Source organism: Roseinatronobacter bogoriensis DSM 18756, from assembly GCF_004366635.1.
Taxonomy (GTDB): domain Bacteria; phylum Pseudomonadota; class Alphaproteobacteria; order Rhodobacterales; family Rhodobacteraceae; genus Roseinatronobacter; species Roseinatronobacter bogoriensis.
This window is the reverse complement of record NZ_SORN01000001.1, coordinates 878226-891242: the sequence shown is the minus strand read 5'-3', so window position 1 is coordinate 891242 and position 13017 is coordinate 878226. Positions and strand designations below refer to the sequence as shown.

11 protein-coding genes are annotated in these 13017 nt (G+C 57.7%); 10 read left to right on the top strand and 1 reads right to left on the bottom strand.

All coding sequences use genetic code 11. From position 1 onward, the window contains the following. The first annotated feature begins 183 nt into the window (after nucleotides 1–183). From topA to EV660_RS04080, 3 genes are all read left to right on the top strand, one after another. Nucleotides 184–2754 carry a type I DNA topoisomerase gene (gene topA, locus EV660_RS04090; protein ID WP_071481290.1) on the top strand — a complete coding sequence of 857 codons (2571 nt, stop codon included), beginning with the start codon at nucleotides 184–186 and terminating at the stop codon, nucleotides 2752–2754. 80 nt (nucleotides 2755–2834) lie between these two features. Further along, nucleotides 2835–3530: a CoA transferase subunit A gene (locus EV660_RS04085; RefSeq protein WP_071481291.1), complete on the top strand. Its 696-nt coding sequence runs from the start codon at nucleotides 2835–2837 to the stop codon at nucleotides 3528–3530. Between the two features lie 13 nt (nucleotides 3531–3543). Further along, nucleotides 3544–4173, top strand: coding sequence for a CoA transferase subunit B (locus tag EV660_RS04080; protein WP_071481292.1), 630 nt, complete (start codon nucleotides 3544–3546; stop codon nucleotides 4171–4173). Nucleotides 4174–4191: 18 nt separating this feature from the next. Here EV660_RS04080 and EV660_RS04075 read toward each other — a convergent pair whose 3' ends face one another. Further along, nucleotides 4192–5064 (bottom strand): lytic transglycosylase domain-containing protein, encoded by an 873-nt coding sequence (locus tag EV660_RS04075; RefSeq protein WP_084634970.1) that lies wholly within the window; start codon nucleotides 5062–5064, stop codon nucleotides 4192–4194. Between the two features lie 342 nt (nucleotides 5065–5406). Between EV660_RS04075 and EV660_RS04070 the strand changes: the two genes are divergently transcribed. From EV660_RS04070 to EV660_RS04040, 7 genes are all read left to right on the top strand, one after another. Beyond that, a complete protein-coding gene (locus EV660_RS04070; RefSeq protein WP_071481293.1) occupies nucleotides 5407–5637 on the top strand; it encodes a Flp family type IVb pilin in 231 nt (76 codons plus the stop codon). A gap of 206 nt (nucleotides 5638–5843) precedes the next feature. After that, a complete protein-coding gene (gene cpaB / locus EV660_RS04065; protein WP_071481294.1) occupies nucleotides 5844–6677 on the top strand; it encodes a Flp pilus assembly protein CpaB in 834 nt (277 codons plus the stop codon). A 313-nt stretch (nucleotides 6678–6990) separates the two neighbouring features. Continuing rightward, nucleotides 6991–8355, top strand: coding sequence for a type II and III secretion system protein family protein (locus EV660_RS04060; RefSeq protein ID WP_071481295.1), 1365 nt, complete (start codon nucleotides 6991–6993; stop codon nucleotides 8353–8355). A 37-nt stretch (nucleotides 8356–8392) separates the two neighbouring features. Further along, nucleotides 8393–9016, top strand: a complete 624-nt coding sequence (locus EV660_RS04055) for an OmpA family protein (protein ID WP_071482221.1) — start codon at nucleotides 8393–8395, stop codon at nucleotides 9014–9016. A 297-nt stretch (nucleotides 9017–9313) separates the two neighbouring features. Next, the gene (locus tag EV660_RS04050) at nucleotides 9314–10540 is read left to right on the top strand and encodes a CpaE/TadZ family protein (protein ID WP_071482222.1); all 1227 of its coding nucleotides are present in this window, start codon (nucleotides 9314–9316) and stop codon (nucleotides 10538–10540) included. Between the two features lie 13 nt (nucleotides 10541–10553). Further along, nucleotides 10554–12020 (top strand): TadA family conjugal transfer-associated ATPase, encoded by a 1467-nt coding sequence (locus tag EV660_RS04045; protein WP_071481296.1) that lies wholly within the window; start codon nucleotides 10554–10556, stop codon nucleotides 12018–12020. A 3-nt stretch (nucleotides 12021–12023) separates the two neighbouring features. Further along, the gene (locus EV660_RS04040) at nucleotides 12024–12992 is read left to right on the top strand and encodes a type II secretion system F family protein (protein ID WP_071481297.1); all 969 of its coding nucleotides are present in this window, start codon (nucleotides 12024–12026) and stop codon (nucleotides 12990–12992) included. The last annotated feature ends 25 nt before the right edge of the window (nucleotides 12993–13017 follow it).

Here is a 13017-nt window from a genome sequence, read left to right as displayed (position 1 = left end):
CCCGGTGCGTCACAATAGCATCCAGACCACGCTCAAACGCCGCTCCCGCATGGATTGAACAGCGAGAACGTCTGCCCAATAAGGCGGCGGCAATGACGCCGCGCATTGACATTGACCCCAAGCCTCACACATGTAGGGCCAGTTCAACGGGCCAAAGGTGCCCGGATTTATCAGAGGAATTTCATGGCAGTTGTCGTCGTCGAGTCGCCCGCCAAGGCAAAAACCATCAACAAATACCTTGGCACTGGCTACACTGTTCTGGCCTCTTACGGCCATGTGCGCGACCTGCCACCCAAGGATGGCTCGGTCGATACAGAGCATGAATTCGAAATGTCATGGGAAGTCGCCAGCGATTCCCGCAAGCACCTCAAGGCGATCTCGGACGCGCTGAAAGACGACAATGAGTTGATTCTTGCAACCGACCCCGACCGCGAAGGCGAGGCAATTTCCTGGCACCTGACAGAGGCATTGGCCAAGTCACGCGCGATCAAGAAAACCACCCCCGTCAAGCGTGTTGTGTTCAACGCGATCACCAAAGACGCCGTGACCGAGGCGATGAAGTCCCCCCGCGATGTGGATATGCCGCTGGTCCATGCCTATCTTGCGCGCCGCGCGCTGGACTATCTGGTGGGCTTCAACCTCAGCCCGGTACTGTGGCGCAAACTGCCCGGCGCGAAGTCGGCGGGGCGGGTACAATCGGTCTGCCTGCGCCTGATTGTCGAACGCGAAATGGAGATCGAGGCCTTTCGCGCGCAGGAATACTGGAGTGTCAGCGCCGCCCTGGCCACCCCGCGCGGGCAGGATTTCACCGCCAAGCTGGTCAGCCTTGCGGGCAAGAAGCTGGACAAGTTCGATATTGCAACCGGCGAGGCGGCGGAACTCGCCGTTCAGGCCGTGCGTTCACGTGACCTCACAGTTACTTCGGTCGAGGCGAAACCCGCCAGCCGCAACCCCTCGGCACCGTTCATGACCTCGACCTTGCAGCAGGAAGCCAGCCGCAAATTCGGCATGGGGGCGAAACATTGCATGTCTACCGCTCAGCGCCTCTATGAAGCGGGCTATATTACTTACATGCGTACAGACGGGATCGACATGGCCCCCGAGGCCGTGATGGCTGCGCGCGACGTGATCAAAGCTCGCTACGGGGCGGATTATGTGCCCAAATCCCCGCGCATGTACAAAAACAAGGCCAAGAACGCGCAGGAAGCGCATGAATGCATCCGCCCCACCGATATGGCCGTCAGCCCCGACAAGCTGAAAATCACCGATAATGACCAGCGCAAGCTTTATGACCTGATCTGGAAACGCACGATTGCAGGCCAGATGGAGGCCGCGCGGCTGGAACGCACCACGGTCGAGATTGGCAGCAAGGACGGACAAGTCGGCCTGCGCGCCACAGGGCAGGTGGTGCTGTTTGATGGCTTCCTCAAGGTCTATGAGGAAGGGCGCGATGATGTCATTGATGACGATGACAAGCGCCTGCCGCAAATGGCGCAAGGCGATGCCCTGACCAAACACAGCGTCACCCCTGAACAGCATTTCACCCAGCCCCCGCCCCGCTATACCGAGGCCACGCTGGTCAAGCGCATGGAAGAACTGGGCATTGGCCGACCATCCACCTATGCCAGCATCGTCACCACGATTCAGGATCGCGGCTATGTCACCAAGGACAAGAACCGCCTGATCGCACAGGACAAGGGGCGGCTGGTCACCATCTTTCTGGTCAATTATTTCCGCCGCTATCTGGAATATGATTTCACCGCCGATCTTGAAGCGCAGCTTGACGATGTTTCGGCGGGCGATCGTGACTACAAGGATGTTCTGGCGCGGTTCTGGCGCGACTTCTCGGCAGCAATTGCCGAAACATCCGAATTGCGCATCACCGAAGTGCTGGAAAAGATCGACGAGGTTCTGGCCCCGCATCTCTACCCCCCGCGCGAAGATGGCACCGACCCGCGCGTCTGCCCCAAATGTGGCGCAGGACGACTGAACCTGAAGACCGCGCGCTCTGGCGGCGCTTTCATCGGGTGCAACAATTACCCCGACTGCCGTTACACCCGCCCGCTCGCCGGTGAAGATGGCAATGCGGAATTGTCGGGCGATGGAAAATTGCTGGGCCATGACAATGGCGACCCGATCAGCCTGCGCACAGGCCGGTTTGGCCCTTATGTGCAGCGTGGCGAAGCAACCAAGGAAGACCCCAAGCCCCCGCGCGCCTCTCTGCCAAAGGGCTGGGAGGTGGACAGTATAGACCTGGAACGCGCGCTGATGCTGTTGTCCCTGCCCCGCCCTGTCGGCCCACACCCCGATGATGGCGAGTTGATCGAGGCAGGCATTGGCCGCTATGGCCCCTTCGTGAAGCATGGCAAGAAATATGCCAATCTGCCCGATGTGGACGAAGTCTTTACCATTGGCATGAACCGCGCCGTCGAGGTGCTGGCCTCAAAACCCGAACGCGGCCGCGCCGCCGCAGCAGAGCCGTTGAAAACCCTGGGCGACCACCCCGATGGCGGTGCGCTGGCTGTGATGAAAGGGCGCTATGGTCCCTATGTGAAATGGGAAAAGGTCAATGCAACCTTGCCCAAGGACATGGCCCCCGAAGAGATCACGCTGGAGCAGGCGATTGAACTGGTGAATGCCAAGGCCAGTGCCAAGCCAAAGAAAAAGGCCGCCGCCAAAAAACCGGCGGCGAAGAAGCCCGCAGCAAAGAAGCCGGCCGCCAAAAAGAAACCTGCGACAAAAGCTGCAAAATAAGTGATCGCAGGCGACAGGTTGACTTCGCCGCAACGCCGCGTCACTTATTCCGCAACCATGTGACATGAGGGAGTTGCGCGATGAAAAAGGTCTACGGCTCAGCGAATGAGGCCCTTGACGGGCTGCTATTCGACGGGATGACAATTGCAGCGGGCGGGTTCGGCCTGTGCGGCATTCCCGAATTGCTGATCGACGCCATCCGCGAGGCAGGCACGAAGGATATCACCATCGCATCGAACAATTGCGGGGTGGATGATTTCGGGCTGGGGGTTTTGCTGAAAACCCGCCAGATCAAGAAGATGATGTCCTCTTACGTGGGCGAGAATGCCGAATTCATGCGCCAGTATTTGTCAGGCGAGTTGGAACTGGAATTCAACCCGCAAGGCACGCTGGCTGAACGGATGCGCGCAGGTGGTGCGGGCATTGCGGGCTTTTACACCAAAACTGGCGTGGGCACAGTTATTGCCGAAGGCAAGGAACACAAGGAATTCGGCGGCGAGACCTATATTCTGGAACGCGGCATCTTTGCGGACCTGTCCATCGTCAAGGCATGGAAGGCCGACACAACCGGCAACGCGATCTTCCGCAAGACCGCGCGCAATTTCAACCCGCCCGCCGCCAAATGCGGGCGCGTCTGCGTGCTGGAGGTCGAGGAAATCGTCGAGCCGGGCACACTGGACCCCGATCACATCCATCTGCCCGGCATCTATGTGAACCGGCTGATTCAGGGCCAGCACGAAAAACGCATCGAACAGCGCACAGTGCGCACGGCTTGAGGGGGAAAGACACATGGCATGGGACCGCAACCAGATGGCCGCACGGGCGGCACAGGAATTGCAGGACGGGATGTATGTGAACCTTGGCATCGGGATTCCGACGCTGGTGGCCAATTACATCCCCGAGGGCGTGCAGGTCACGCTGCAATCGGAAAACGGAATGCTGGGCATTGGCCCCTTCCCCACCGAGAATGAAGTGGATGCCGATCTGATCAACGCAGGCAAGCAGACGGTCACGGCGCTGCCAAACACGGCCTATTTCGACAGCGCCGAATCTTTTGCGATGATTCGCGGTGGCAAGATCAACATGGCAATTCTGGGCGCGATGGAAGTGGCCGAGAATGGCGATATTGCCAACTGGATGATCCCCGGCAAGCTCGTCAAGGGCATGGGCGGCGCGATGGACCTTGTCGCCGGGGTCGAGCGTGTGATCGTAGTCATGGACCACACCAACAAGGCGGGCGAGTCCAAGCTGCTTAAGGCCTGTACCCTGCCGCTGACAGCGCAGGGCGTGGTCAAGCGCATCATCACCAATCTGGGCGTTCTGGATGTGGTCGAGGGCGGCTTGAAGATTATTGAATGCGCCGAGGGCGTCACCGAGGACGAAATCCGCGCCGCGACCGAGGCAGCAATCGTCAATTGAACCGTCGCGGGCGGGCGCTTAGCCCGCCTGCCCGATCTTGAACACACAGCCATCTGTTGGCAATTCGGGCACGGTTGCGCATAGACCCCGCGCAACCAGCCATGCGGCCAGCACCTTGGGCACGTAATCGCGCGTCTCGGCAAAGGGCGGCACGCCATTGTTGCGCCGCACGGCCCCTTCGCCAGCATTATAGCCCGCAAGCGCCAGCACCACATCATTGTCGAAATGCGTCAGCAGCCAATCCAGATACTGGATCCCGCCGCGAATATTCTCTGCGCTGTCAAAGGCGTTGGACACGCCAAACCGCTCGGCAGTGGCGGGAATAAGCTGCATCAGGCCCTGTGCGCCAGCTGAACTGACCGCTTCGACACGCCCCGCCGATTCCACCGCAATCACCGCCAGCGCTAAAGCAGGCGAGACATTCGTACCAACTGACGCGCGCAGAATATGCGCACCATGCGCACTGGCAATATCTTGCAGGAACTGCATACGCGGGGCACGCACGGAACGCCCTTCCACCGGCGAATTCAGCGCGGCGACTGCCGACAGAAAGCGGCCGGACTTATCTTCCAGCTTGGGCGAGACTGCCTCCCAGAACCACGCATAGCCCGATGCAGGCGCCTGCCCGCCCGGCGCACGCGGGACAATAACCGGAGCAACCTTGGGGGCGACGGCCAGCATGCGGGCTTGCTCTTCCGGGTCGATCTGAACTGTGATACGTGGCCCTGTCTGAGTCGGGGACACCTGCACACGCCGGAACGAAAAATCCCCCGGCGCGGGTGCAGCAACCGATGGGGGCACCTCTGCCAAGGCGGGCAGCGCCACAGGCGCACTGATGCCAAGGACCGCGCAAGAAACTGCGAGCGGGCGAGAAAGCCGCGAATACAACATCGGATTTACTGCTCTTTCATTATTTTGGGCCAATATGCCGTGTTGAAGCAGCCCTTTCCAGATTTTTCCCGCTTGGGGTGGGGATGCGTGGATTTGGTGTTGCACAGATGCATTTCCGGCGGATTCTCCGCAATGCGGAAACAATCCGGCAGTGAATCAGTAAGCCCCCGTTAATCACGAAACAAAAAAAACTATTAAGAGAGAATAAATCTCCAAATCGTCCGAAACCTGCCCCATTCTCGACACCGTTCAAGGGCTTTATTGTTCTCAGCCAGACGGTGATCCCACCATTAACCAAGTGATCCGAGGCTGAGTAGAAACGTTCAAACCTGGAGAATAAACATGACCTTCTTTGCAAATATCAAGAACTTCGCAGCAGACGAATCCGGCGCCGTGACAGTTGACTGGGTTGTCCTGACAGCCGCCATCGTGGGCCTGGGCATTGCAGTTGTCGCATCGGTGCGCGGCGGTGTGGAAGACATGGGCGAAAGAATTTCCAACTCGCTCAGCGGTGCGACCTTCGACCCAGAGTCGGGCGACCTGACGATCGGCACTGGCGAAGGTGGCAGCTGATCACCCGGACAGGGGTAATTTCCTGATGACCCCATTCAAAGGCCGCAAGCATTGCTTGCGGCCTTTTGCCATGCTGTCACCCTGCGCATCCGCACCGCCACATTCACGCCACAAACCCAGCCTCTTGTTGCCCGAATCCATTGTTATACGCGCCTTAGACTTGAATTGTTTCTGCGCACAGCGCGCAGCGCGAAAAGGATACTGTCATGCGAAGCGTCTTTGCACTTGTACTTGTTGCTGGCCTTGGCCTTGCTGGCTTCGCCGCCATGCAAACCCACAGCTATATAAGCGCCATGCAATCCGAACTGGCGCAGGCGCGTGCGAATGCCAATAATGTCGAAATGGTCAATGTCCTCGTCACGCTGAAAGACCTGCGCTACGGCGAACGCGTCAGACGTGCAGATATCGCGCTGGCCCCCTTCCCGGCCTATGCAGTGCCAGAAGGCGCGCTGACAAACATGGATGAGATGTTCCCTGCCGGAATTGATGAACGGACCGTTTTGCGCACGATGGACCGCCTTGAAATGGTCTTGCCAACGAAACTGACCGCACCGGGCAAGGCAGCAGGCATCACATCGCTTCTCAGCCCTGGCAAACGCGCTTTCACCATTGCCGTCAACCAGACCAGCGGCGTGGCGGGTTTTTTGCGCCCGGGTGATCATGTCGATATCTTCTGGACCGGGCGCAGCAGCAATTCTGGTGAAATAACACAACTGATCGACACACAGGTGCGCATCATCGCAGTGAACCAAAGCGCGGATATGGATCGGGCTGCCGTCGCAACGGACGCACGCACCGTCACGGTCGAGGCTTCGGCAGAACAGGCCGCCGCCTTGGCGCAAGCCCAGAATTCCGGGCGTCTGTCACTTGCCCTTGTCGGGGCAGATGACCGGGCAGCGACCGGCTCAATCGAAATGACCCAAGATCGGCTTCTGGGCATCGTGCGCGAAGAACGGCAGGTAGAGGTGGAGCAGAAATGCCACGTCCGCACCCGTCGCGGCAATGAAATGGTGCTGATCGAAATCCCCTGCACCAACTGATTGGAACCAGGGTTGAGCATGTCTGATTTCTGACAGAAAAGGGGCTGCACACGCTAAGGTTGCAGCCCGTCACCACAAACCAACACCCAGATCACGTGGTCAGGCCGTGATTTTTCCCCAGATATAGCAGCATTGCCAAGTCTTGTTGCGAAAACCACATCAATATCGCCGTCTAAGCACAAGATTATTGAAAAAAAATCTGCTTTGGCGCATAGTTTGGCAAAATTCGGTAAAACAGCAACGATCCGACCTGTCCAAAAATGCCCGTCAGAGGCAGGACAAAGATGAAGAGCAGTTTCAAAAGGCAGGCAACATGAAAATCATTCAAGTAGCGGCGGCAGTGCTGTTATCGGCGAGTTTGGGCGCAGGTTATGCGCCACAGGCCCACGCCCAGTCCGACACTTTCCGTGTAGCCAATGGCGCAGCTGCATCGACTTTGCGCGTTTCGATGAACCGGGCGGTTGTTGTCGAAACCGACAACCCTTTCGCCGAACTCTCCATTGCCAATCCGGGCATTGCTGACATCTCCACGCTCTCGGACAGGTCGATCTATGTTCTGGGCAAGACCCCGGGGCGCACGACGCTGACAATCCTTGGCCCCGATGGCGGACTTGTGTCGAATATAGAGGTTCAGGTCACACCCGATATTGCAGAATTCCGCGAAAGATTGCGTCAGATTCTGCCCAACGAGAAGATCGAGGTCCGCACCGCCAATGACGGGATCGTGCTGTCTGGCACTGTATCCACCGCCGCAAGGCTGGATGCGGCGATTGAACTGGCACAACGCTACGCACCGGACCGTATTTCCAACCTGATGAGCGTTGGCGGCACGCAGCAGGTCATGCTGAAGGTCAGATTTGCAGAAATGCAGCGCGGTATCGGCAAAAGCCTCGGCTCAACCGTGTCGGTCAATGCTGGTTCCACGAACTCTTTCTCGACTGGCGATACATCGACCGTCGGCGGCGCCGACAATGCAGGCGCTCTGGCCCTGCGGCTGGGTGGTGGCAGGCTGACAACGCAGGTTTTGCTGGAAGCGCTGGAAACTCAAGGGCTTTCGCGCACCCTGGCAGAACCCAACTTGACTGCCCTGTCCGGCCAGCAAGCATCGTTTCTGGCGGGTGGTGAATACCCGGTGCCAGTGCGCAACGATGGCGATGTCACCATTGAGTATCGCCCCTTCGGTGTAGAATTGGCGTTCACGCCTCGGGTGCTGGATGACAATGTCATCAACCTGCGACTGGACGCAGCCGTAAGTTCAATTGACGACACTGTTGCCAGCGCAAGATTGCCGGAAGGCGCTGTTGCATTCCGTCGCCGCGAAACCCAGACAACGGTTGAATTGCGCGATGGAGAAAGCTTCGCCATTGCTGGCCTGCTGGAAGATGATTTCCGCGCAAGCTCTCGCAGCGTGCCATGGCTGTCGGAATTGCCAGTCCTCGGTGCCCTGTTTCGCAGTGCCAACTATCAGCGCGACCAGACCGAACTGGTTATCGTGATCACGGCGCATCTGGTCACACCCACGCGCGGCGATGCCCTGATGTTGCCGACCGACCGTGTTCGCCCCCCGAGCGAGCGTGATCTGTTCCTCAGCGGCCGGCTGGCTGCGCCGGGTTCGGGCGCTTTGGGTGAAATTGCCCGCCAGGAATTCGGCGGCTCTTATGGCTATGTTCTGGACTGATCATCTCAGGCCCGAACACTCAAAAAAGGAGCCGGTTATGGCAATTGACAGACGTTTTTTCCTGATCGGAGCTGCCAGCCTTGGCCTGACAGCTTGCAGCGACCCAAAACACTCGTTCAACCGAGAGGCGGGTGCCAGCATAGATGAGGGCGGATTTGGCAATCCGACCATGCATAACACAATGCTGCAATCAGGGCAGATCAGCCTGGCAGAGGTGATGACGCGCCGCTTCCATGCCGAAGTGCCCTCGATGGTGAATTTTGCCTTTGACAGCGCCCATCTGGATGACGAAGCACGCTCAATCCTGCGGATGCAGGCGCATTGGATGCGCCAATTCCCGGAATTGCGCTTCACGATCTATGGCCATACCGATGCGGTCGGAACTGCGGCCTATAATGTCCGTCTGGGCCAACGCCGGGCCGATGCTGTGATGCGCTATCTGGTATCCCAGAATGTGCCGCGCAGCAGCATAATTGCAGTCGTATCGCGGGGTGAAACGCAGCCACTGATTGCGAGCGAGGGGTACGAGCCCGCCAACCGCCGGACAGTGACAGAGATTTCGGGTCTGGTGCGGCGTCACACACGAATGGATGGCCAGTATGCCCGGATAATCCACCGTGAATATGTCGCCAGCGCGACCGAACAGCACCGCCCAGAGTGATCTGGCTGCAAACACCCAAGGCTATCTGACTGGAAAACCCTGCGCCACGTTGTGCAGGGTTTTTCTCACACGACCAAAAGATGATGATCGCACCAGCCACATTGGCGCATTTGAACACTGCTGATGCCTTTGTGACCTCAAACAAGGCAAATCGCCGAACAAATAGAGCAATTCGGCCCAAATCTTGCCAGATTTATAAACAATCATCCGTAGCTACACAGGTGCCATCCTGTGGCAAACCCAGTTTGCAGGAATCGTCGGGTGGCACATCAATGATTGTTTCTTGAGGAATGCGACATGTCCAGCACTGGTGAAGTTGAGCTACAGAAAATCTGTGCCTGCACAATCGCCCGAGATATCCATGATTTCGATCTTCTGATCGAAGATATGGATGCCATTTTTCAAGAAGACTGGGGCAATCTGACATTCCAGGAGGCGCTGGTGTTTCTGGACACGGCCGAAGCCAAAGATCTGGAGTTTCTGGCAATTGCCCTTGATGACAATGATGAGAAAAATCTTGCGCTGATTCGCTCTGTTATCGAGAAAGCAGCGTCGCGTGGCATCCGTATCGTGCTGATCGCAGAAGCTCTGTCGCCGATCCTGCTGCACCAACTGCTTCGCGCCGGGGCACATGATTTCGTCCCCTACCCTCTCCCGGAAGGTGCGCTGAAAGACGCTGTCGAGAAGCTTGAAAAAGCAGAAGAACAGGCGCAAGCGACACCCCAGATTCAAACTCCAAGCGGCAAGAATGGCACGATTTTCGCAGTGCAATCGCTGTCGGGCGGGGTCGGCGGGACCAATTTCGCTGTGAACCTCGCATGGGAACTAAGCTGCCTTGGCCAAGACACGAAGCAGACTGTCTGCATTCTGGATTTCGACTTTCAGTCTGGCGCGGTTTCAACCTATCTGGACATCGCGCGCACCGAGAAGGTCTATGAACTGCTCTCGCAAACGGCGAGCATGGACGAAGACGCGTTTTTTGCGGCATTGCAGACATTCCGCGACAAGCTTCATGTCCTGACAGCCCCGTCGGACATGCTGCCGCTGGACCTGCTGACGCCGGACGAAATTGAACGTGTAATCGCGATGGCGCGTGATCAGTTCGATTTTGTGATTATCGACATGCCCCGGACAGTTGTTCACTGGACCGAAACAGTCCTGAACATGGCGGATCTGTATTTCGCGATGCTGGAACTTGACCTTCGGTCCGCACAAAATGCCCTGCGCATGATCCGTGCGATGAAGGCCGATGGCATATCCATGGAAAAATATCGCTTCATCCTCAGCCGCGCCCCCAAATTTACGGACCTCTCCGGCAAGGCACGTGCCAAGCGGATGGGCGAAAGCCTTGGAATCAGCTTTGCCGTGAACCTGCCCGATGGCGGCACACAGGTGCGCGATGCCAATGACCACGGGCTGCCATTGTCGGAATATGCCGCCAAGAACCCGCTTTACAAAGAAATTTCGAAATTTGCGCGTGCATTGTTCGAAGCTTCCGAATCCGCGTCAATCGCCGCTGAATGATTAGGTAAACAACATGTTCGCACGTTACCGCAAAACAACCGGAACACAGCCGATCAAATCGGTCGAAGCAGCCCCGGATCGCAACAAACCCGCTGCCGGCGGCGCTACGGTTGATCGTGCCAAGCAAGCGAAACCGCAGGCCGCGGCACCATCCCCAACCAGAATCGCGGCCCGCGCTGCGGCACCGGACCGTGCAGAACAGCGCAAACACCGGCTGAACAGCATCAAGTCGGATATGCACAAGCGCCTGCTGGAAAACCTGAACCTCGCCGCATTGGAAACGGCCAGCGAGGCAGAGCTTCGCTCTGAAATCAGCACAATCGTCGCCGAAACACTCGGCGAGATGGAAATCATCCTCAATAGCGAGGAGCGCGCGACTCTTAATCGCGAACTCTATTACGAGGTGATGGGGCTGGGCCCGCTGGAGCCGTTGCTACAGGATGACACCATCAACGATATTCTGGTGAATGGTCCGAAACAGGTCTTTATCGAACGCGCGGGCAAGCTGGAATTGTCCGATGTCACATTTCGGGACGAACGCCACCTGCTGCGCATCATCGACAAGATCGTGTCGGCAGTCGGGCGCCGTGTGGACGAATCCAATCCCTATGTTGACGCGCGCCTTGCCGATGGGTCGCGCTTTAACGCAATGGTCCCGCCTGTCGCCGTGGACGGGTCGCTTGTCTCGATCCGGAAATTCAAGAAAGAAAAACTTTCGGTCAATGATCTTGTGAACTTCGGGGCGTTTTCCCAAGAAATGGCGCTCTATCTGGAAGCGGCGGTGTCCACGCGGCTTAATGTCATCGTCTCGGGCGGGACAGGTTCGGGTAAAACGACAACGCTCAACGCATTGTCCAGTTTTATCGGAAATGAAGAACGCGTCCTCACGATCGAGGATACGGCGGAATTGCAACTTCAGCAGGTTCATGTCGGTCGCATGGAAAGCCGCCCCGCGAATATGGAAGGCAAGGGCGCCGTCACCCAGCGCGACTGTCTGCGCAACGCGCTGCGAATGCGCCCGGACCGGATTATCGTGGGCGAAACGCGGGGCGAGGAAGTTATCGACATGCTTCAGGCCATGAATACAGGTCATGACGGGTCGATGACTACGATCCACGCCAACTCTGCCCGCGACGGGATCAGCCGTCTTGAAAACATGGTGGCGATGGCAGGCATCGACATGCCGCTGCGCGCAGTGCGCAGCCAGATCGGCTCTGCGGTCAATCTGATCGTGCAGGTCTCGCGCCTGCAAGACGGCTCTCGCCGGATGATGTCAATCACCGAGATCACCGGGATGGAGGGTGACATCATCACGATGCAGGAAATCTTCCGCTTCGAGCGTACGGGCCTCGAACCCGACGGCACCATTCTGGGCCATTTCACCGGCACCGGCTTGCGCTCTGCATTCGCTGACCGCTTCAAGCGTTGGGGATATGACCTTCCCAGCAGCATCTACGACGAAGTCCTGGTGCGGAGGTAATTCATGGAACTTTCACTTAGCCCCCTGATTTACCTGTCAATTTTTGGCGCAGTGCTGCTTCTGATCCAAGGTATCTATCTGATGGTTTTTGGCAAGAGCATCGAGCACAGCTCCAAGCTCAATCGACGCCTGGACCTGATCGAAAAGGGCCGTGGCAAAAAAGATGTCATGGAACAGCTGCGCAAAGAGCGGTCAACCCATTCCAGAAAATACTCGATCCCGATCTATGGGCTGATCCAGGAACGCGCGCGCAAGGGCAATATCGCCTTCTCTCCAAACACCCTCATCTTGCTGATGTTCGCCTTGAGCGTGTTCAGCTTTGTCATGCTGACCCTTGCCTCTGATACGGAAGTATCGGCCAGAATCGCGCTGTCTATCCTGTTCGGCTTTGGCGGTGTCTTTTTCTGGATATCCAGCAAGGCAAAGAAGCGGGTGAATGCCATCGAAGAACAGCTGCCCGAAGCAATTGATCTGATGGTGCGCAGCTTGCGGGTCGGGCACCCATTCGTGGCTGCCTTGTCCATCGCCTCGGAAGAGGTGGCGGACCCGCTGGGCAGTGAACTGGGCCTTATTGCCGATGAAGTGTCCTATGGACGTGATGCAGGCGAGGCGATCGCCGATTTTGGCGAACGCGTCGATTTGCAAGACCTGCGTTTTCTTGCCGTTGCTGTGTCGATTCAGTCAAAATCCGGCGGCAACCTGGCAGAGATTCTGGATGGGCTGTCCAAGGTGGTGCGCTCACGGTTCAAACTGTTCCGCCGCGTGCGCGCCATCACGGCCGAGGCAAAGTGGTCGGGCATGTTCCTGTCCGTCTTTCCGATCGCCGCCATGATCATGATCCAGGCAATCAAGCCCGATTACTATGACGATGTTAAAGAAACCCCCCTCTATATGCCTCTGGCGGTCGTGGTCTGCATCTTTCTGATCGTAAATGTGCTGTATATGCGCAAGATGACCGCCATCAAGGTCTAGGCCGATACAGTCCGAAACACCCTAC